The organism is Bacillus sp. PAMC28571 (assembly GCF_014250435.1).
GTDB lineage: Bacteria > Bacillota > Bacilli > Bacillales > Bacillaceae > Bacillus > Bacillus safensis.
Window position 1 is genome coordinate 3,381,405 of sequence record NZ_CP060191.1, and the last position, 20,640, is coordinate 3,402,044.

Sequence of the window (20,640 nt, forward strand, 5' to 3'; positions counted from 1 at the left end):
GAGGTGACAGAATGAAAAATCGGTTAAAAGAGCTTCGTGCGCGTGATGGTTTAAACCAAACTGAGCTGGCAAAGCGTGCAAAGGTCTCTCGTCAGACCATCAGCTTAATGGAACGAGATGAGTTAATGCCGTCTCTCTTGCTCGCGGTTAAGCTTTCACGAATTTTTCAGGAACCCATTGAACGTATTTTTCTATTCGAGGAGGATGAACTCTCATGAAAACTGTATACAAAATGCTCTTAGGTGCTCTCCTTGGCTTTCTCGGCGCTTACTGTCTGCTGGCAGCTGAATTTGAGATGACACTTCTTGATGTTGCATTTGAAGCGACTCTTGTCATCAGTGGATTGACGATTTTATTGATTATTTATTGTTTTTCAGGGATTTCACGTATGAAAAAAAGGGTATCTCTTTCGGTTTCTGGAGATGAGGAGGATGAACTGGAAGCAAAACAATATCGGACCTTTACTGATTTGACTTTAGCCAATACTGTAAGTACCATTTTTTCCATTGTTGCCATCGGTATCGCGATCGTCACCGAGCAGCCACTCTGGCTGATTCTCGTCAATGCTGCTTTATTTATCGTCACCGTTATCAGTTCATATATATCGATATCTGTTCTAAAGCTTGTCTACCCTAATCGGAACCTGCCAAGTCTATCTGACAAAGACTACAGTAAAAAGCTGCTCGCCATTTCGGACGAAGGCGAAAAGCATGTGATGCTTGGCGGACTGTTTCATACGTATCAAATGATGAATATCCTATTGACCAGCGCCATGTTTATTTTGATTGTGTATTCCCTTGGAACCAATCACTCTCAGCTGTTCTCAATCATGGTCATTGGGGTTGTTTTGATCATTTTGAATGCAAATTATGTGCTAAAGATTAGAAATCGTTAAATGAACAAAAGCACAGCCTCATGCAAAGGCTGTGCTTTTTCCGTTCATTATGACGCGCGGCGTTTCTTTCGTGCATAGATCAATAGTATGAAACCAAACCAGACCGGCGTTAATAAGAGCGCGGGGCGTGTTGCATCTGCAAACAGCATGATCACTAGAATCGCAGCGAAGAGAACCAAAACACATATATTCACAAAAGGTGTGAACGGTGCTTTAAAGGTAGATGCTGCATGCAGTTCAGGCTTTGTTTTTTTATATTTCAAATGACAAATTAAAATAATACTCCATACCCAAATGAAACAAATGGCACTGATCGTTGTCACAATACCAAAGGCTTGTTCGGGAATCAGCTTGCTTAAAAGAGCTCCAACCGATACCACAATCGTCGAAACAAACAGGGCATTGCTTGGGACAGCGTGCTTGTTCAAACGTCCGAAGGAAGCTGGACCCTGCTTTTGATGACTGAGATTATACAGAATGCGGCTTGTCGAGAACATGCCGCTATTACAAGCTGATGCCGCAGATGTCAGGACGACAAAGTTGATGAGCCCTGCTGCTACTGGTATCCCAATGAGTCCAAAGGTTTTCACAAAAGGACTTTCTGATGCACTGAGCTCAGTCCATGGGTTGATACATAGTAAAACAAAGATCGCACCCACATAGAAAAATAGGATTCTTAATGGAATCTTATTAATCGCAGAAGGGATGTTTTTTTGCGGATTGGCTGTTTCTGCTGCGGACACACCGACCAGTTCAACTCCCACATACGCAAAAATCACCATCTGGAATGACAATAAGAAACCTGTGACACCATTCGGGAATAACCCGCCATGAGACCATAAATTCGTTACTGTCACCGGTCCAGCATCTGTTTGAAAACCAATGATTAAAAGAACCATTCCAACCCCGATCAATAATAGAATCGTAATTACTTTAATGAGTGCAAACCAAAATTCCATTTCTCCGAAAAGCTTTACCGTTAACAAATTCAACCCTAGTAAAATCAACAAACAAATGATGGCAGGAATCCACTGCGGGATGTCAAACCAATACTGTACGTACACCCCGACCGCAATGACATCCGCCATCGCTGTCATAATCCAGCAAAACCAATACGTCCACCCTGTTACAAAGGATGCCCACGGGCCGAGATAGTCCTCCGCAATATCGGTTAATGACTGATAGCCCGCCTTCGATAAAAGCAATTCTCCGAGTGCCCTCATGACAAAAAAGATAGCCATCCCGACAATTAAATAAGCAAAAATGATTGAAGGACCTGCCAATTGAATAGCTTTTCCAGATCCTAAAAACAACCCTGTTCCAATGGTTCCGCCAATGGCAATCAATTGCACATGACGGTTTGATAAATCTCGTTTTAATTCTTGTTGTGCCAATGCTAACACCCTCCTACGACACGATCTTATACTGAAATAATGAACCCTTTAAAAAAGTCCATAAAAAAAGAGATTGGATGCGCTCCAATCTCACGGTCATAAAAGAATAGCAAAATAGAGAAAAGTCATACACGGCATCATCCATGCACCACAAATACAATATTTCGTACTCTTCTGTCCTTTTGCCTGAGATTGTGAACCCTTCGGCGCCGCACACACATGCGGTCTCTCCAGAAGCTGCTCCTGCTATAGTGTGACCCACAGCATTCATAGCCTTCGTTATTTAATTAAAATGTTGCTATTTCTGAATAATTTCATATTTTACGCCTCATTCAGAAAGCTGTCAATGGTAATCTTTTATGATTTACGGCGGTACGCATATGTCTTCACTTCATCAATCCCCCCTGATTCATGTATAATAAATCAAAAGATGTTCGGCTCGTTTGATGGAGAAATTCCTCTTGATCATGAACAAAGTTAAGCAATCCATGGAAGTTGGTGAAGATAAATGAAAAAAATGAACAAACAGCGTGTTACATTACAGGAAGTCGCCAAGCATGCCGGTGTCTCGACTTCAACGGCATCACTCGTTGTTCGAAATAATCCTAGAATCTCTGAAGCCACTCGAAACAAAGTACTGCAATCCATGGAGGACTTAGGATACGTATACGACCGCGTTGCTGCTAACATGCGGTCAAAAAGCTCAAATATCGTTGGTGTGATTGTGACGGATATTTCTAACACCTTTATTTCGGAGTTTTTAATTGGCGTACAGACCACACTTGAATCACTGGGCTATACTGTTTTACTTGGTACAACCTTTGACAGTGTTGATAAACAGGAGCGGCTCATTTCCACTATGGTAGAGCATCGTGTAGGCGGGATTATTTTAAACCCAGCTTCGAAAAGTTCTGCTCGAACGGTCAAACAATTAAATCAAATTCGCACCCCAAAAGTACTGGCAAATCGTGAATTATCAGACGTGCAATGTGATTATGTCGGTGTTGATTATGAACAAGGTACTTGGATGGCAGTTCATCATCTTCTTCAAAAGGGACATCGCCGCATCGCTTTTTTAGGCGGCATTAAGACCTCTTCGACTTGGATTGAGCGGATGAAAGGTTTCAAAAGAGCTCATGACGAAGAAAATGTGACGATTGATGAATCGCTTATTATTGATATAGTACCTACTCGCGAAGGCGGGAAAGAAGCACTCGCCCAAGTGATGGATCAGCCTGAGCCCCCTACTGCTATTTTTTGTTTCAGTGACTTAGTCGCATTTGGGGTCATTCAAGCACTGTCAGCACGGGGCATTCAGCCTGGTGAAGATATCGATGTCGTTGGATTCGATAATGTTCCTGAAGCGGAAATGTACCATCCGCCGCTCACCACTGTTTCCTCCTTCCCCCGATCCATCGGGGTAAAAGCAGCGAACCTTTTATATCATAAAATGAACGAACAGGATGAAGAGCTGCAGCGATTGATTTTAAAGCCCCAACTTCATATTAGAGAAACCTCTCCATCATGATGAAAAAGAGAATTGTGTGCAGCAATTCTCTTTTTTTATTGATCAAGTCAACTATTTCTTTGTTTCATTTTTCTTTTTTTAAATCACAAAGTCATAAACTTGACACATTTAAAATGCAGGAGTATATTTATCTCGTTGCTTCTTTTAGTATATCGTTATACCTATTTCGTCATATTATTATTTCTATCAAAAAACAGTTAAAAGTGATTTTTTATGATTCTGATCAAATCATGAAGTTTCACTTCCTAACCAAGGCTGTTATTATTTTTTGCATTTTAGTAGAACGATATACTTGATTGAAGAACAGATGAATATTCATTATTTTTTCATCAATCACATAAGGGGTGTTGTGATGGGCTTCATATTATTCATTTTGAAGGAAACAATAACAAAGGGTATACAAAGAATTTGACCTTAAAGGGGTTTCAAATATAGGAGTGGGAACATGAAAAATCCTTATATAAAATCGTCACTTGGCATGTATTTAAATTACTTCATGCTTGGCATGATCAACATTATTGTAGCTTCCAACATGGACAGCTTATCTGAACGCTACCATGTAGATATTCCGAAAATCAGCTTGCTTGTATCTGCGATCGGAATTGGTAAACTCATTGCGCTCTTTTTCTCAGGCCGGTTAGCCGACAGCTGGGGACGTAAGCCTGTCATTATTACAGGAAATTTTCTTTACTTATTATTCTTAATCGGTATTCCAACGACCACAAGTTATACACTGGCATTTATCTTTGCGATTTCAGCAGGTATTGCCAACTCACTGCTTGATTCAGGAACCTATCCTGCTTTGTCAGAGTCATTTCCTAAAAAAGCAAGTTCGGCTTCTGTTTTAGTAAAAGCATCTGTATCCATTGGGGCGACTGTTCTTCCATTTATCTTGGCATTCCTAGTGGCACATGACATCTTCTGGGGCTGGGCGTTCTTTGGACTAGGGCTTCTTTATTTACTCGTAGGGATTTACTTAATCTTTATGCCATTCCCGAACCATAAGCAAGTTTCTTCACAAGACGCTCTTCCCGTACAGGATCAGCTGAAGAAAGAACCAAAAATGCTTGGCGAAGGCTTAGCTGTTGTACTGATGGGATTCACATCGACTGCATTGTTTGTCGTATGGCAGACATGGCTTCCGCAGCTGGGGTTGAAATTAATCGGACTTGGCACAGAACAAGCCACACAGCTTCTTTCTTATTTTAGTATTGGTGCACTGGTATCTGTTCTATTGCTTTCGATCGTCTTAGATAAATTCATTTCACCGATTATGGTGGCGATCATTTATCCAATTGGGGCGTTCCTTGCAATGCTTTCACTTTTCCAAATCGAAACGTACAGCATTGTCATTGTCAGCACCTTCTTCTTAGGACTATTTACAGCGGGAATCTTCCAGCTGGCGATGAGTATTATGATGAAATTGTTCCCGACAAACAAAGCAACAGCTTCATCCTACGTCAACATTGCGGCAAGCTCAGCGTTTATTCTCGTGCCGCTCATTACAAGTGGATTGGTCAGCTCGTACGATATTAAAATGACGTTATTTTTCGATATGATCATTGCGGTTATTAGCGTATTACTAGCGGTCTTTGTTCTTGGACGCATGAAAAAATTATTTAGATAATTAAAGGAGATGTCAATCATGACAAACATACATGAACGAAATATTGATGGAAAAACAAAATTAGTCGGTCTTCTTGCTACACCAATCGGGCACAGCCTTTCACCACGTATGCATAACCTTGGCTATACACTAACAGGTATCAACTATGCTTACCTTGCATTTGAAGTAGGGAATGATGAACTAGAAGCAGCTGTAAACGGTATGAAAGCAATGGGTGCAGCTGGATTTAACGTCTCTATGCCGAACAAAATGAAAGTACTGGATTACTTAGACGAACTAGATGATTCTGCAAGATATACACGTGCTAGTAACACTGTAGTAAACAAGGATGGTAAGCTCATCGGCTACAACACAGATGGTCTTGGATATGTGAGAAACTTGATTGAACACGGCGTTGAATTAGCCGGCAAGAAAGTCACACTTGTTGGTTCTGGCGGCGCTGCAACTCCGATTGCGATTCAGCTTGCACAGTCCGGCATTCGTGAAATTAGCATTTTCGCTCGTAATGATCAATACTTTGTACAAGCAGAAGAAAATGTAAATTACATCAACAACGAAATGAAATCCTTCGGTGTCAAAGCAAACATTTTCCCACTTGAAGACAAAGACGCATTCCGCCGTGAAGTAGCAGAAAGTGCGATCCTGGCAAATGGGACAAGCCTTGGCATGAAACCACTAGATCAGCTCAGTATTATCGATGATACACTTGATGTACTTCGTGAAGATTTGATCGTGACAGATGTTGTGTACAACCCGCAAAAAACAAAGCTTCTTGCACAAGCACAGGAAGCTGGCGCCAAAACCATTAACGGTCTTGGAATGATGCTGTGGCAAGGTGCACTTGCTTACAAACTCTTTACTGGTGAAGATATGCCAGTTGATCAAGTAAAACAAATTCTTTTTGAAAATGACCGTTTCTAAAACAAAAGAAAGACGACTTCCTGCGGAGGTCGTCTTTTTTTAATCATGTGCCATGACTTGGCGGTATCGATACAGGATATACAGTGCGCCGATAATGGCCGCAACAGCCACCACTGCATCGAACATAAAGATTTGTAAAATGGACGCGTGACTCTGAATTAAACCTGTTACGACCGGGATGACGATAGCCGACACGCCGCCCGCTGTAGAGATAATCCCAGTCATCGTCCCTTTGTTTTTCCAGAAGAATTCAGCCATCACAGTTAACGTCAGCTGAAAAACTCCTGCCGTTGAAAATCCCAATACAAAAGCATTGACGGTTCCTATAACTGGTGATTTCACGACCAAGAGCACACAAATGGAAACAAGTGTAATGATTGGATAGATCAGCAGTACAGTGACCGGACGGACAAAACGGCGCAGCAGAAACGCGAGCATCACGACAGACAGCAGCCCGCCCATGCTATAGTAACTGAGCAGTTTTACAGCACTGCCCGATGTCATCCCCAAGATGGCCTCACCGTACGTAGGCAGCCAAATTTGCGGCAGCGCATACAGTCCATTTGACGTAAAACTGATCACAATGAGTGCGATCCCTTCTCTCCAAAATGTAGGCTCTGTCGAGAAGCGCGGAAGTCCGTCATGCTCCGTTACTTGGACTTGCTCCACCTTGCGATGATTCGGAAATGGCAAGGTCCACAGCATCAAGACATTCACAAGATAGATCAGAGCAGGAACAAAAAATGAAATTCCATAAAACAAATCATGCTCTGCTAAAAAGAAAATCGCCAGTGGCAAAATGGTTGCCCCAATGGAGATAAAGGCCTTCACCATCACATTCGCAGATCCCGAGTTTTGCGGAAAAGCCTCCATTAACGCAGGATACGTTCCTGCATCCATTGCCGAATTCGCGACCCCTGCCAAAATCGCAAACGCAAACGCGATTTGATAATTCGGAGACAATGGGATTCCGATGAGGAACACCGCCATCAGCACACCAGAAACCAAAATGACCGGCTTCCGCCCAAAACGATCTGACAGTACGCCTGATAACCCATACGTGAGTACCCTGCCAATGCCAAGCGCCGAAATCATATAACTAATTCCCGCACTATTGGTATCTAATTGTTTGATTAAAAATGGCATATTTGAAGCCAAAATAATATTGACCATACCTAATAAAAAATAATTAATATACAGACTAGAAGCCGTTCTCACATACGGATTCCTCATCCTGACACACCCCTTAACACCATCGCAATGAAGTGACAAATAAAGGTTACGCTTACAAGATCTCATATGTGAGGAAGAACAGCTTTGCAGCCTTCACGTTCATACATCTCATCATGTCATGCAGCTCACAGCTTACACGCCCTTCATGTATCAAGCATTTCTTCAATTTTTCACTGCTCTTATTTTATACGAATGCGAAAGGTAAAGATAGTGAATTGCTTAAATTTGAAGGGAATTCATTGATCAAGCGTATGACACCATCGATAGAAAAAAGGAGTGGTTAACTGCCACTCCTTAAATGATGTCTCAATTCTGTTCATCGCAGCCCCCAAATACTTAGCTCATAAAAATATTCCGTTCTCTCGATGCATAATCCAAAACGGAAATATTCTGCCAAAAATAAAATTCATTCACATTCACTTCAAGTGCTTCAAATTCATGCTCTCGATAGTGTTCTCCATGTATTTGGATTTTATGTTCTCTCAATTGAAGGAAAGCAAACACCTTCTGACAAACACTACTCAGCGATTTTATAAAATCCATATACCACTATTCGAATTCTATAGAAATTAAACAACCAGTCCCCCGAAAGAGTTTCGACAACTGGCTGTTTCATACGGTGTTTTGATCCCAGTCTCTCAAAAATGGGGGATCAGTCCCGATGTGGGGATTGTTTAAAATATTACGGATCATTTTGAAGATACTATGAATGGCTTTGTATTCGCTCCCGTATTTTCTGGGTATGATCTTGATTTAAAATCATTGCCAATTCGGCCTCATTTAGAACAGATCCCCATCTAAAGATAATTTCACTATTCAAACCATACTTCAAAAAAAGCGCTTGATAATCTATTTCATGACTATTCTTATCCAATCCTGAGTAAAACAAATCTTTTATAGATTCTTCTGAGAGCATAGAATCCCTTCTACTGGCAATCATGAAACTAGATTGATACTGATCCATTATTCGCAATGCTTTATCTAAATCATGTTGAGGAACCTTGGCCATACTGACATAAAACTGTTTTTCATGTTCATCTAAAAGTAATTCTGGCCCCTTTTCAAAACCTGAAGTATTTATGTCTGAATCAATAGATTTCCATACTTTTCGGAATCCCTCTATTCGCGAATGCACATCACTTACTTTCTTACTCAGAAAGATATAAAAATGGTAATTAGTCAATTGATCGCTAAAAATTTCGATTAGTTCATTTTGACAATAACTTTGAAAAGTCTTGATCCCATCATCATCTAAAAAGTAATATCCATTAATACTATATACACTTAACTGTTTAAGTTCATTTATTTTTTGATCTAACCACTTATAGTAGTTTGTCACTTCTTGTTCGAATTCAAGTTCTATTTTCATTAGGCACCTTTTAATCAGTCATTAAAATTGCTCGAATTGAACAACTGCTTTTTCTTTTTGTAAAAACTCCTCAAAAAGAGAGACTAATCTAGTTATATTCTCTTCTTTTGAATACAGTAACGGATTATAGCCATCTGAAGAAGGCATATAATGAATAAACGGTTCCATATCCTCAGGATAGTCAAAATCTGCGTATACTTCAGAAAGCTCACCCAACAACTCTTCAGGTGAATTCTTATTTTTTTCTTTTAAGTGAGACGTTATACCATATCTCCATTTCCTTTTTCAACGTCCCATTGACTAGATTCTTCTTCTACCAAATCATTATATAATTCTACCAAAACCATTTGAAGTTTTCTATAATCCTCATCTGGGTCGCCATCTCCCCAAGCTAATTCTAGGATTAAAGAATTTTCACATTCAGTATGATTAGATAAATATTCCACAGCATACTTGCTTATTTCTTTGTATGAAATCAAATCTAGCCTAATTCCTACATATATAGTTTTCCAATTAACTTTTATTTTGTGATGTTTTAAATGCTCTAATGAAAAATTCATAATTTAATACACCTTTTGTGATTTGACAAACTCTATTGTCTCCTCCAAGCTTTACCCAATTAACATTACACATTATGATTTTATTAATTGATTTTAAAGGTTTTCATCTCTCCCCCTCAACTTCCTGTGTTTCTGGTAAATGTCAAAGGTTTCATATACTTTATCTTATATACTCATCTACTTCTTCTATTGATGAAATATCTTGTATAAAAAATACTTATTTCTTCTGGTAGTATTATTGCTAAATCATCAATTGGATCTTCCTTAAATTCAATGAATACCTCATATAAGTAATCACCTTCGTATTAAAGGTTTACTCAGTTAGGTTTAATTTTCACAAATTTAAAGTAGTCTTTACCTTGTCCAAAAGTAAATAAACTTGTGCCTTCTGTTCTGGAGTTTCAGCAACATACTCCATACAAATTTCTTCCAAGCAACTATAGAAATCTAGATTATCCATCACAATTTCATGATAAGATGCTGTGTCCATAAATATCATTACTCCATTATTAAATTCAACATTCTCTGAATGCTCTGGAAGTTCATATCCCATCATATGATCTTGCCAAGGTTCTCTGTGAGACAAACACTCTAACACCTCAACTAAATCATTCTTCAAAAAAGAAAAAAAGTCTTGAACAATCGGCTGCATTTTTTTTAACATCAAGATCCTCCTAATTACTATATTTCTTCCATTCTAATACTGGGTACAAGCTTTCAATTTCCCCTGTTTTTGGATTTTTCCACCCCTCAAATTTTATACCATTTGATGTACCTTGTATTACATGTTGACCGCCTCTAGTTACATACTCAGTACCATTTTCCATTGCCTCTTGGCCATATTTATAAATTTGTTCATCAGTAAATACATTATCATCATAAACAGTCTTCTTATGAGTAGATGCTTTAAATTCTTTTGTATACATACCACGTTCTTGTTTTGCTATTTTATAGTACACATCATTTATTCCATGTACCGAAGGATGGCTTTCTTTTCTCTCCAATTTATAGGGAATTTCCTTTTCATTTAAATAATTAAAAAATTCCTTTTCATTATGACCACCACTTACACCTGTTTTACTAACACCTTCTGGCCGTATTAGATGATTTTTGCTATTGTCAGAATACTTATGTTTAAATCCACCTTTACCAGCACTATCCTTCACCCCCATCTTCCCATGAAACCCTTTCGCCCCAAACGGCAAAAGCATACCAAGCGCCGCGTTCATACTCGCTTCCTGCTGTTCTTTTGAGATCTTGTTTCCAAACATGTCTCGGCCTGTGATCGCTTCGCTGAAGCCGTTGGTGGCGGTGAGGCCATATAAACCTTTTTGAGATGTTTTCAGGGCGTCAAAGGATTTTTGGGATGTCTTGTAGATATCGACTGTCCTGACTGCGGCTGATGTGGCTTGGGTCGTTTTATAGACAGCCTTTCCTCCTTTGAAAATGCGGCCTGCCCAGCCGACGATAGGAATGTAACCGGCTGCTGCCATGCCGCCTGCCGCGACTCGCTGTCCTGCGGTGAGTTCCTCGCCTGTGATTGGATCAACGCCCGTTGCGGCACGTTTTGCATCGTTCACGCCAGTCAGTTCATTCACGATGTTTCCACCATAATCGAGGGCTTTTTCATACCAAGGGCGGTTGGCGAGCGCTTCTTGTTCCTTCGCAATCTTGCGGGCTTCTTCTTGTTCTTTTTTGATTTTCAGATATTCAGAAGTTTGCTTCTCAATATCGCTCTTTGCCTTGTAGATTTCGCTATTTTGATACGCTTTCTTATCAAAATTCATAGGCGAAATCGCTTTTCCGTCATTTGTCGCATTCATCATTTCAGCGTACAATGCCATTGTAGCTTGCTGCTCTGTCTCTGACAAAGCATATTCATCTGTTAAATTTTGATCAAGTTCTCTTAGTTCTTTGACCGTCTTTTTTCGTTCATCTTCCGCATCTTCTATTTTTTCATCAAAGGTTTGGCTATCAAATACCTCTAGGGAAATGAGGTCATCAATGTCTTGAAAAATCGTTTTGAGTGCCTTTTTTTGATCCTTTACAATGCTTTTGGCGTTTTTGATGCCCATATGTACTGCGTTGTCTAAAAAGTGTTCTTCTATAAAGGTATCGCCACCAAAACTCGTATCATCCAGTGTCCCAGAAACACCTTCATGAAAGGCTTTTTGCTTATCGATGAAGCTGATAAACATGTCTACATTTCCGGCGAGCTCTTTATAAAAGCTTTTAATGTTATCGGCTCCTTTCCCAGTGAAATCATCACCGAGGTTGGCCACACCTTGTAATGCCTTTTTTAAATCTACCATTTGTTCGCGGAGTTCCTGATAGTGTTTTGCCCTTGTGTCCATGGCACTGGTTAGTGCTTTTGCATCAAGTATCTTGCCCAGAAGAAGTCACTCCCTCCATTATTGATCATAAAGTCTATTTTACCGTGACCATTAAAACGGAAAAATAGGCTAAATGACATAAAAAATGGAATAGACTCTCTATTCAACGATCAAATAAAATAAGCTAGACAATGCACTTTGTTTTGTCCAGCCATACATTCATTTTATTTATAATCATTGATCGGTCCTTTATCCATCAAAACATCAATTTCATTAGATGACTTCATTTTTAATTTAGGTCTGCACTCGGAATTTGGTTTGCTGTAAAGCTCTAGCGGACGGATGATCACACCATCATTTGTATTTTGAAGCATACCCGGCACACAAGAATAAATCCGATCATTATCATTCGCATGTTTGGAATGAATCGTCACAGAAGTTCCTTGATGATTGTCGATGCTCATAGATACTCTATATCTATAAAAAGAACCTGTCCCGTTTGATTGAGCAGAATAAACAACTGGAACGACAGCAAGGATATCGTCATTTAACCGTAATTTAATGACTTCTGTTTTCATAGATTCACAGTCTCTACCGACATCTCCCATATGCTCTACAGCTCCGTTTCCGAAACTTTTAAGAGCAGGAACACCTTTTGCACCAAACATGGCCACATCTATTTGTTTTCCTGACTTCGTATAGACCAATGCATAAATATCATAATCGGTTCCAGACTCCCAGGATACTGTAGCTGTTATCTCAGGCGTTTTTTCAATGATGATCGGTTTATGACCTTTGTCTAGACTAATTTTACCTTGAACTTTCTCTAAGCTGATAGGTGCAGCCACTTTCTCTTTAGCGGCTGTCTTTATTGGAGCAGACTCATCAATTTGTTTTTCAGAAGCCATTTGAGGAGGTGAAGAAACATCTTGTTCATCAGGTTCAACCTCCACCCCATAAAGCTTGCATAGCCCTTCCAATCCAGAATTGAAGCCACGCCAGATGGATCGTGCTTTCGTTTCACTATTTCTGATATATAGCTCTACTACGACAATCCCTTTTTCATTTGTAAAGTTTACTGGTGTTAGGTATAGCACCTCATCACCTGTTCGAATTTCTGCTTGCAGATTCTTCACTTGAGAAAAGCCAATTCCTTGATCCTCTGTTAGTGTAATCGCCACCTTTGTGATTCCTGCAGGCACTTTGCTCATATCAAAATTCAATTGATGCCTTTTCAACTGACCTGATATCTCTGCTGGTAAAAGTGTCGCGACACCCGTGGCACTCTCCGGCTGATTGTAAAAAATAATGCCATTATCTCCTTGAACTAGATCTGAATCTGTTAAGAGAAACGCTGTTAAAGAAATATCAATTGCATATGATACTTCATAACTGATGGATACTTGTCCCTTTGGAGAGTTTAGTACGGTATTGGCACCCATTTGCAGAGTTTGATTCATTTCAACACTCCTATTCTTCATCTACCATTTATCGCTTTTATAGATCAATTATACCAAATTATATAATAGAACCTATGAATATCTTTATCTCATTTCAATCTCTGCAATGATATGAGACAATGCCAATTAAAAACAAACTACTCTCGAAAGGAGAATTATTATGTATAAAAAATCATTCCTGCTGTTATGGTGATATTCGGCTTTTGGATTCTTCTTCAAATATCCTTGAACATTAAGATATTCCACAATCCAATGAACTATTTTGTCGCTATTACTCTCTTTTTTCTTTGTATTCAGGCATTAATAAAACTTAAACAATGAAAAACCCGAACAAGCATATACCACGCTCGTCCGGGCTTCTATTTTCCTTTATTACACTTCTTCACCATTCGTTGCGATGACGTTTTGATACCAAGTAAACGAATCTTTTTTAAGGCGCTTCATTGAGCCGTTTCCTTCGTTGTCGCGGTCAACGTAGATCATGCCGTAGCGTTTTTTCATTTCGCCTGTTGTGAATGACACGATATCAATGATACCCCAAGGTGTGTAGCCAATAAGGTCGACACCGTCGTATTCAATTGCTTTTTTTAGTGCTTCGATATGAGAAGCGAGATATTGAATTCTTTCTGGATCGTGAATAGAACCGTCTTCTTCCACTTGATCTATTGCACCAAATCCATTCTCTACGATGAATAACGGGATTTGATAGCGATCGTAAAAACGATTCAATGTATATCTTAAGCCTGTCGGGTCAATGGACCAGCCCCAGTCACTTGATTTGATATAAGGGTTATCTACACCATGCGGCAGGGCTCCGTTGACAATGTCTCCGTTGTGATCAGACACCGTATCACTTTTAACCGTCGTCGACATGTAGTAGCTAAAGCCTAGATAATCCACTTTCCCTTTTCTTAAGCTTTCTTCATCGCCTTTTTCAAATGGAATGTGATAGCCTTCGCGTTCGAATTCTTTTAATGCATAGCTCGGATAGTAGCCGCGCACCTGTACATCTGGGAAGAAATAGCGCTGTCTCATATATTCCTCTGCGAGCATGACATCCTCTGGATTTGAGGAATACGGATAGATTGGCACGTGAGAAACCATCGCTCCAATTTGGAAAGCAGGATTGATCTCTTTTCCTTTGGCTACTGCCCATGCACTTGCAAGTAATTCATGGTGTCCTGCTTGATACATGACTTCTTTGGCATTTTCGCCTTCTTTGACTGATACCCCTGAATTTGTCCAAAGGAATAGTGGGTTGTTGACATCCATTTTGTTATTGATTTCATTAAATGTCATCCAGTATGTGACCTTGTCTTTGTATCGATTGAAGCATACTTCTGCGAATTTCGCGAAATACTCAGCGACTTTTCGGCTGCGGAACCCGCCGTACTCTCTTGCTAAATGGAGCGGCATCTCAAAGTGAGACAGCGTAATTACAGGCTCGATACCATGCTTGAGCAGTTCATCAAAAACATCATCATAGAACTGTAAACCTGCTTCATTCGGTTCCGCTTCATCTCCCTTAGGGAAAATCCGGCTCCAGCCGATCGATGTACGTAAGCATTTTAAACCCATTTCGGCAAACATCGCGATATCTTCCTTATAACGATGATAGAAATCGATCGCTTCATGATTCGGATAAAATTTATCTTCTTCTATCGTTTCAGTTATTTGTCTCGGTACTCCATGAGCACCTGCTGTCATCACATCTACAACACTTGGACCTTTTCCTGCTTCATTCCATCCACCTTCAAATTGATGCGCAGCTAATGCGCCGCCCCATAGAAAATCTTTTGGTAAAGTCATTATTTTTTTCCTCCTATTTTACAATAGTGATCATGACATCCGTTGGCTGACATGTCGATTGTTCCTCTACAATCACATCTTCGTACGCTTGTGTATTGGTGATGATGACGGGTGTGATTGTTTTTAATCCTTTGCTTTCAATGGCTTCTTGATCAAATGTCATCAACAAGTCACCCTTCTTCACCTTGCTGCCTTCTTTGATATGAAGAGTGAATGCTGAGCCATCTAGGGAAACCGTATCAATTCCTACATGAACTAGTAACTCCACACCGAATTCTGAACGCAGTCCAATTGCATGCTTTGTCGGCGCAAGCATGACGACACTGCCGTCAAACGGTGCATACAGCTTATTGTCTGTCGGTTCAATCGCAAACCCTTTGCCCATCGCCCCCGAGCTAAATACGGCATCAGGCACTTCAGATAACGGGATCACTTTCCCTGCAAGCGGTGCAGGGATTGTTTCTTCATTATTCATCGAAGCATTCATTTTTTCTCCAACTTGATCTTTATCAGACGTTGCACCGGCTGTCTGTTCCACTGTATCTTCCCCATAACCAAACATTTGAATAAGCACAACTGGTAAGATCAGCGCAATTGCGGCACCAATCAATATGCCGATGATCGATGTTGGATAATTTGAACTAATTCCGTTTACAATCGTCAGTGGACCAGGCAACCCTGCATACGCAAAGTAATAAGGCGTAAAGAAGCTGGCAGCAATGGCCCCGATCGCTCCAGATATACATCCGAAAATAAATGGTTTCTTGAAACGCAGGGTGACCCCATAAATCGCAGGCTCAGTAATTCCAAAGAGACCTGTGATTCCCGCTGAAACCCCGACTTTTCGTGTTTCGCGGTTTCTTGCTTTTAAAATAACCCCTAACACTGCGCCGACCTGAGCGATAACAGCGATGGTTTGATATGCCTGGAAGGAGTCACGTCCATATTGTTCAAAGTTGGCGAGCACCATTGGCGTGATGCCCCAGTGAACACCGAAAATGACAAGCACTTGCCAGAATCCTCCGATAATGGCACCTGCTAAAGCTGGGACATGTTCTGCTAAGAAATTGTATCCGTTTGCAATCCCATTTGCACCGGCTGTCGAAAGTGGACCAATTAATAGAATCGTTAACGGAACCATGACAACCATACAGATAAATGGGACAAATAACGGTTTAACTACCTCGTGAATGCGTTTGTTTAAAAATCTCTCAACATATGAAAGAATCCATACCAAGAATAGCGGCGGCAAAACAGATGACGTATAAACCGTTTCAGATAACGCTATGCCTAAAAAAGTAACGCCTTCCCCTGATGCTACGCGTCCAGCAATCTCCGTCCAAGATGGACTGACAAGCGCTGCTGTACACGCTACGGCGATATACATATTCGTTTTAAAATGCTTGGCTGCTGTGATGGCGATAAAGATAGGCAAGAACGTAAACGGCGCCCATGAAATAAAGCTAAAGACTTCATACGTTCCGGTTTTCGAGAAGCTTGGAAATAATAAATTAATAAGGATAAGTGCACCTTGTAAAATACCAGCGGCGGCCAAAATATACACAAATGGTGCAAACACAGCAGACATGGTCGCGATGACACGATTCAGTACCGTTCCCTTGTTTTCATTTACCTGATCATCATCAGACGGCTGCAGCTGAACAAGGCTGGAAAAATGCTCGTATACCTCACCAACATGCTGACCGATGACGACCTGAAATTGACCGCCGTTTTCCACCACGGTAATGACGCCAGGCATTGCATTAACTGCTTCCTTTGCCTTTGGATTCGAACGTTTCAGAACCAAACGCAGCCGCGTGGCGCATCTTGCAGCACTCACCACATTTTCTTCTCCGCCAACTGCCTCTAAGATGTCTTCTGCAAGCTTTTGATAATCCCTCACTTTTGACATATAAACCCCCCCCTTTATCACTGCTAGTATATGTACATTATAATTATACCGGTACAATTTATCAATACATATATAATTTCAAATAGCATATCAAAGGAAATTTGGTATGTGCTATAATACAAGAACAATAAATCGTGAAAACAAAGAGGAATGGCCATGTTAAAGTATCAACAAATTGCGAGCGATATTGAAAAATATATTGTCACCCATGAGCTGCAGCAAGGGGATAAGCTCCCTGTACTCGAAACACTCATGAGCCAATTTGCTGTGAGCAAAAGTACCATTATCAAATCGTTAGAATTACTCGAAAAAAAAGGAATTATCTATCAAGTGAGGGGCAGCGGCATCTTTGTTCGAAGACACCGGCGCAAGGGCTACATCAGCCTTTTATCCAACCAAGGGTTTAAAAAAGATTTAGAGGAATTTCAACTGACATCAGAGGTTTTAATGCTAGATACCATCAAGCCGTCCGAAGAAGCTGCACTTAATTTGAACATTGAACAAGAAGAGGATGTTTTTTATCTAAAACGAATTCGTTACATCAATGGACAAACCTTATGTTTAGAAGAATCCTATTACCGAAAAACGATCATTCCTTATCTCAACACAGAAATTGCTGCCGACTCTGTTTTTAAATTCGTCAGTGAAGGTTTAGGGCTCAAAGTCGGTTTTTCCGATATGTACTTACAAGTAGGCAAATTGAATGAAACCGAAGCGACACACCTCGGCCTCAAACAAGACGATCCCGCCCTCCGCGTCGAGACGGTCTTTCATCTCACAAACGGCCAGCCCTTCGACTTCTCGAAAATCACATATAACTACATGCAGTCCCAATTTTTTATTCAAGCGAATAATTATTATGGGTGATGGATGGAAAAAGCCTTCTGAGAGTATCAGGAGGCTTTTTTTTACTATTATCTTTCAATCTTCAAACATTCCCTCCTTCTTTCTTGAGAAGAAAGGCCATCAATCGCCACATCACCATAATAAATGTCTATGTGATCTACTTTACCAATTAGAGCAACTGGAAAAGCATGCTGTTCTAGCAGGCACTTTTCAAACTCATTTGGATGAATCTCGACTTCAATTTCATGTCCAATGAACGCATATTCAAATGTAAACGTATGATAAAGATCTACAAGACAGCGTATGATCTCTTGTTGAAGATGAATAACATCATGAGAAACAACCTCTGTCCAATTTAAACTGAGAACGAACCCTACGAAACCCGTTTCTTTTTGTATGTTGATTGTCATCCCTTTTCGATCTGAACTTATGCCTGACAATTCAAACTCTGTATAATAACCTGAAAAATCATCGTCTTTGATGATATTTTCTTTAACACTGTGTTCAATCCATGTTTCTCCGTCAGGGTCCTGACTAAACTTTACTTTCGTAATAGACATGTCTTTTTGAGCTAGATAATCAATCAATTGACGAAAAGTATTTGGTATATGAATGGTCTCATAAAAAACGAGTCCGATATTGATGTATCCACCCAGAGCTATGTCGCATCCCTCACTTCATTTTTTCTTTCATTATACTTTATTCAAACTATTATTCTGCGAAAACCCCTCTCTTCCATGAACACTTCCGATTTAAACCATCAAAAAGATTCATTTTACGAATGCATCAAACAAACTTATGATTAACGTAACAAGAGTGTATAGGAGGGTTCGTCAGATGAGAGAGATTAGAGTGTATCATGTCGATGCGTTTACAACTGAGAAATTTGGAGGAAATGCCGCTGGGGTGGTGTTGGATGGTGAATTTTTAACAGAAGATGACATGCAGAGCATCGCCAAGGAGTTGAATTTGCCGGAATCCGTCTTCTTGCTTCCTGCCCATGATCAGGAAGCCGATTATCGTGTCAAATACTTCACCCCGACGGAGGAGGTCAATTTCTGCGGGCATGCGACTGTTGGATTGACTTGGCTTCTGGCGACGGAGCTAGAACTGGCTAAAGATAGATCAGGGGTTGTGTTAGAAACAAAGATCGGCAATGTTCCTGTTGTATGGAATGAAGAAAACGGCAAGGTCGTTGATGTGGAAATGACGCAGGTGACACCGAAGACGCGGGATTTTGTCATCGATTTAGAAGTGCTTAGTGACATGCTTGGTGTGAGCAGTGACCGCCTTGATCCTTCCTATCCTATCAAATTAGCAAACACCGGTAACTGGCATCTTCTTGTTCCGATGAAGGACCAACAGGACATTGATCAAGCGGCACCGAACTTAGCGGCTTTAGCTAAAATGAATAAAGAGCATGGCATCTCGACAACCCATCTTTATACGTTTCACCCCTCAAAAGAATGCGATCTTTATACGAGGGATTTTGCACCTGGGATTGGTATACCCGAAGATCCTGTGACAGGGGCAGCAAACGGAGCATTGGCTGGATATCTTTATTTGGAGGATATCATTTCTCAGCAAGAAATCACTCACCTGAACATTGCCCAAGGGGATGCCATCGGCAGACCTGGCTTGCTTCGTATCACAGTCATTCCAAATGAATCAGAGCCGGTGATCAAAGTGGCAGGCGCAGCTATCATCACGATCCGCGGTGTATTGACTTTATAAAACATCAGCTTGAATGGGGACTTCCTGTTCAAGCTGATTCTATTTAAAATGATTTTTGACCGTTTCGATCCACCTCTTGGCCGATGGGGAAGCTGTTTTGAATGATTTGAGCGATAGATTGACCTCACGAAAGACGCTCGTCTCCAGTGGAATGACTTTCGTATGAGGTATGTGCGGCGGCAACACTAATTTGGGAATGATCGTGACCCCAAGCCCTTCTTGCACCATAGAAATGAGCGTATTGTTGTCTTCAATTTCAAACAGAACATGAGGCTTCACGCCGCCTCTTTCTTTTAACAGCTTCTTAACGAGTATGTCACAGCCCGCTTTCGGCATGATAAAGGCTTCATCATGTAGCGAGTCCACTTCAATCACTTTCTTCGTATGAAAGCGATGATTCTCTTGTATGAGCACCACCAACTCATCCTGAAAAAGTGGAACGGTCTCGAATTCCCTCGATGACTGCGTTAAAAAACCAACATCAACCGTGCCTGAAGCAATCCATTCCTCAATCTCCTCATAACCGCCTTCATATAACTCCAGCTTGATATGCGGATAACTTTGCGTAAAACGATGAATAAGGCGTGGAAGGACATTTGAAGAAAAACTAGGGAATGTCCCAATCTTGATATTCCCCACCTCCATCCCTTGAATCAGCGCTGCCTCTTGCTCAAGCAATGCCGCATGGTTCATGATTTGCCGGATATGCGGCATCACCCGCTCACCTGCGTCCGTTAACGAAAGCCCGTTTCGATTCCGCCGAAGCAGCACAACCCCTAATTCCGACTCAAGCTTCGCAATATTATGACTCACCCCAGACTGCGTCAGCCCAAGCTTCTCCCCGGCTTTTGTAAAACTGCCGCATTCGATGACTGTTAGAAATACTTTATATTGGAATGTGATCAGTGTGCTCACCTCGTATGTTCATATGTTAAATCGAAAAATAATGCTAGTTATATAGTTCATTTGGGTTTAGCGACTTCCACCCATTACCAGTAAATCAAAGACACCTATCTCTC

Annotated in this window: 19 protein-coding genes and 1 riboswitch; of the genes, 7 read left to right on the forward strand and 12 right to left on the reverse strand. The window is 40.7% G+C overall.

The genetic code is table 11. The annotated features are described in order from the left end of the window. Window positions 1–11: 11 nt before the first annotated feature. On the forward strand, window positions 12–218 hold the full coding sequence (locus H7F25_RS17105) for a helix-turn-helix transcriptional regulator (RefSeq protein WP_003215336.1): 207 nt from the start codon (window positions 12–14) through the stop codon (window positions 216–218). Beyond that, the gene (locus H7F25_RS17110; protein WP_185853985.1) at window positions 215–895 is read left to right on the forward strand and encodes a DUF3169 family protein; all 681 of its coding nucleotides are present in this window, start codon (window positions 215–217) and stop codon (window positions 893–895) included. The genes H7F25_RS17105 and H7F25_RS17110 overlap by 4 nt, the downstream gene beginning before the upstream one ends. 47 nt (window positions 896–942) lie before the next feature. On the opposite strand, the gene H7F25_RS17115 is transcribed toward H7F25_RS17110, so the two are convergent. Continuing rightward, a complete protein-coding gene (locus H7F25_RS17115) occupies window positions 943–2,289 on the reverse strand; it encodes an amino acid permease (protein ID WP_185853986.1) in 1,347 nt (448 codons plus the stop codon). Window positions 2,290–2,453: 164 nt separating this feature from the next. After that, a riboswitch (glycine riboswitch) is annotated at window positions 2,454–2,533 on the reverse strand. 264 nt (window positions 2,534–2,797) lie between these two features. On the opposite strand from H7F25_RS17115, the gene H7F25_RS17120 reads away from it, so the two are divergent. From H7F25_RS17120 to H7F25_RS17130, 3 genes are all read left to right on the forward strand, one after another. Next, window positions 2,798–3,817 carry a LacI family DNA-binding transcriptional regulator gene (locus tag H7F25_RS17120; RefSeq protein WP_024423987.1) on the forward strand — a complete coding sequence of 340 codons (1,020 nt, stop codon included), beginning with the start codon at window positions 2,798–2,800 and terminating at the stop codon, window positions 3,815–3,817. A 445-nt stretch (window positions 3,818–4,262) separates the two neighbouring features. Beyond that, window positions 4,263–5,444, forward strand: a complete 1,182-nt coding sequence (locus H7F25_RS17125; protein WP_024423989.1) for an MFS transporter — start codon at window positions 4,263–4,265, stop codon at window positions 5,442–5,444. 18 nt (window positions 5,445–5,462) lie between these two features. Beyond that, the gene (locus H7F25_RS17130) at window positions 5,463–6,365 is read left to right on the forward strand and encodes a shikimate dehydrogenase (protein WP_024423990.1); all 903 of its coding nucleotides are present in this window, start codon (window positions 5,463–5,465) and stop codon (window positions 6,363–6,365) included. 39 nt (window positions 6,366–6,404) lie between these two features. Here H7F25_RS17130 and H7F25_RS17135 read toward each other — a convergent pair whose 3' ends face one another. The 9 genes from H7F25_RS17135 to H7F25_RS17170 form a co-directional block, all read right to left on the reverse strand. After that, entirely contained in the window at window positions 6,405–7,598 is a 1,194-nt protein-coding gene (locus tag H7F25_RS17135) for an MFS transporter (RefSeq protein ID WP_185853987.1), read from the reverse strand. A gap of 703 nt (window positions 7,599–8,301) precedes the next feature. Then, entirely contained in the window at window positions 8,302–8,967 is a 666-nt protein-coding gene (locus H7F25_RS17140) for a hypothetical protein (RefSeq protein WP_024423992.1), read from the reverse strand. A 21-nt stretch (window positions 8,968–8,988) separates the two neighbouring features. Continuing rightward, window positions 8,989–9,231, reverse strand: coding sequence for a DUF2247 family protein (locus H7F25_RS19400; RefSeq protein ID WP_234107964.1), 243 nt, complete (start codon window positions 9,229–9,231; stop codon window positions 8,989–8,991). Next, window positions 9,228–9,527 carry a DUF2247 family protein gene (locus H7F25_RS19405; RefSeq protein ID WP_253207498.1) on the reverse strand — a complete coding sequence of 100 codons (300 nt, stop codon included), beginning with the start codon at window positions 9,525–9,527 and terminating at the stop codon, window positions 9,228–9,230. Before H7F25_RS19405 ends, H7F25_RS19400 begins: the two co-directional genes overlap by 4 nt. Before the next feature lie 334 nt (window positions 9,528–9,861). Then, window positions 9,862–10,191, reverse strand: a complete 330-nt coding sequence (locus H7F25_RS17150) for a hypothetical protein (RefSeq protein ID WP_034624055.1) — start codon at window positions 10,189–10,191, stop codon at window positions 9,862–9,864. Between the two features lie 10 nt (window positions 10,192–10,201). After that, the gene (locus H7F25_RS17155) at window positions 10,202–11,881 is read right to left on the reverse strand and encodes a T7SS effector LXG polymorphic toxin (RefSeq protein ID WP_185853988.1); all 1,680 of its coding nucleotides are present in this window, start codon (window positions 11,879–11,881) and stop codon (window positions 10,202–10,204) included. 203 nt (window positions 11,882–12,084) lie between these two features. Further along, window positions 12,085–13,320, reverse strand: coding sequence for a TerD family protein (locus H7F25_RS17160; RefSeq protein ID WP_185853989.1), 1,236 nt, complete (start codon window positions 13,318–13,320; stop codon window positions 12,085–12,087). A 372-nt stretch (window positions 13,321–13,692) separates the two neighbouring features. Then, window positions 13,693–15,132, reverse strand: coding sequence for a 6-phospho-beta-glucosidase BglA (bglA, locus tag H7F25_RS17165; RefSeq protein WP_133744906.1), 1,440 nt, complete (start codon window positions 15,130–15,132; stop codon window positions 13,693–13,695). Window positions 15,133–15,142: 10 nt separating this feature from the next. After that, window positions 15,143–17,041, reverse strand: coding sequence for a beta-glucoside-specific PTS transporter subunit IIABC (locus tag H7F25_RS17170; protein ID WP_185853990.1), 1,899 nt, complete (start codon window positions 17,039–17,041; stop codon window positions 15,143–15,145). A 156-nt stretch (window positions 17,042–17,197) separates the two neighbouring features. On the opposite strand from H7F25_RS17170, the gene H7F25_RS17175 reads away from it, so the two are divergent. Continuing rightward, complete coding sequence (locus H7F25_RS17175; protein ID WP_073208095.1) at window positions 17,198–17,908, forward strand: GntR family transcriptional regulator; 711 nt, start codon at window positions 17,198–17,200, stop codon at window positions 17,906–17,908. A 47-nt stretch (window positions 17,909–17,955) separates the two neighbouring features. Here the strand turns inward: H7F25_RS17175 and H7F25_RS17180 are convergent, their stop codons facing one another. After that, on the reverse strand, window positions 17,956–18,447 hold the full coding sequence (locus H7F25_RS17180) for an Imm64 family immunity protein (RefSeq protein WP_253207500.1): 492 nt from the start codon (window positions 18,445–18,447) through the stop codon (window positions 17,956–17,958). A 277-nt stretch (window positions 18,448–18,724) separates the two neighbouring features. Between H7F25_RS17180 and H7F25_RS17185 the strand changes: the two genes are divergently transcribed. Further along, window positions 18,725–19,621 (forward strand): PhzF family phenazine biosynthesis protein, encoded by an 897-nt coding sequence (locus H7F25_RS17185; RefSeq protein WP_185853991.1) that lies wholly within the window; start codon window positions 18,725–18,727, stop codon window positions 19,619–19,621. A 39-nt stretch (window positions 19,622–19,660) separates the two neighbouring features. Here H7F25_RS17185 and H7F25_RS17190 read toward each other — a convergent pair whose 3' ends face one another. Beyond that, window positions 19,661–20,536, reverse strand: a complete 876-nt coding sequence (locus H7F25_RS17190) for a LysR family transcriptional regulator (RefSeq protein ID WP_253207501.1) — start codon at window positions 20,534–20,536, stop codon at window positions 19,661–19,663. Window positions 20,537–20,640: the final 104 nt, after the last annotated feature.

Bases quoted from the DNA above. Each gene is read 5' to 3' on its own strand.
- H7F25_RS17170 (WP_185853990.1), bottom strand. From the start codon at position 17,041: ATGTCAAAAGTGAGGGATTATCAAAAGCTTGCAGAAGACATCTTAGAG.
- H7F25_RS19405 (WP_253207498.1), bottom strand. From the start codon at position 9,527: ATGAATTTTTCATTAGAGCATTTAAAACATCACAAAATAAAAGTTAAT.
- H7F25_RS17130 (WP_024423990.1), top strand. From the start codon at position 5,463: ATGACAAACATACATGAACGAAATATTGATGGAAAAACAAAATTAGTC.
- H7F25_RS17175 (WP_073208095.1), top strand. From the start codon at position 17,198: ATGTTAAAGTATCAACAAATTGCGAGCGATATTGAAAAATATATTGTC.
- H7F25_RS17155 (WP_185853988.1), bottom strand. From the start codon at position 11,881: ATGGACACAAGGGCAAAACACTATCAGGAACTCCGCGAACAAATGGTA.
- H7F25_RS17125 (WP_024423989.1), top strand. From the start codon at position 4,263: ATGAAAAATCCTTATATAAAATCGTCACTTGGCATGTATTTAAATTAC.
- H7F25_RS17160 (WP_185853989.1), bottom strand. From the start codon at position 13,320: ATGAATCAAACTCTGCAAATGGGTGCCAATACCGTACTAAACTCTCCA.
- H7F25_RS17150 (WP_034624055.1), bottom strand. From the start codon at position 10,191: ATGTTAAAAAAAATGCAGCCGATTGTTCAAGACTTTTTTTCTTTTTTG.
- H7F25_RS17105 (WP_003215336.1), top strand. From the start codon at position 12: ATGAAAAATCGGTTAAAAGAGCTTCGTGCGCGTGATGGTTTAAACCAA.
- H7F25_RS17135 (WP_185853987.1), bottom strand. From the start codon at position 7,598: ATGAGGAATCCGTATGTGAGAACGGCTTCTAGTCTGTATATTAATTAT.
- H7F25_RS17180 (WP_253207500.1), bottom strand. From the start codon at position 18,447: ATGTCTATTACGAAAGTAAAGTTTAGTCAGGACCCTGACGGAGAAACA.
- H7F25_RS17110 (WP_185853985.1), top strand. From the start codon at position 215: ATGAAAACTGTATACAAAATGCTCTTAGGTGCTCTCCTTGGCTTTCTC.
- H7F25_RS17120 (WP_024423987.1), top strand. From the start codon at position 2,798: ATGAAAAAAATGAACAAACAGCGTGTTACATTACAGGAAGTCGCCAAG.
- H7F25_RS17185 (WP_185853991.1), top strand. From the start codon at position 18,725: ATGAGAGAGATTAGAGTGTATCATGTCGATGCGTTTACAACTGAGAAA.
- H7F25_RS17140 (WP_024423992.1), bottom strand. From the start codon at position 8,967: ATGAAAATAGAACTTGAATTCGAACAAGAAGTGACAAACTACTATAAG.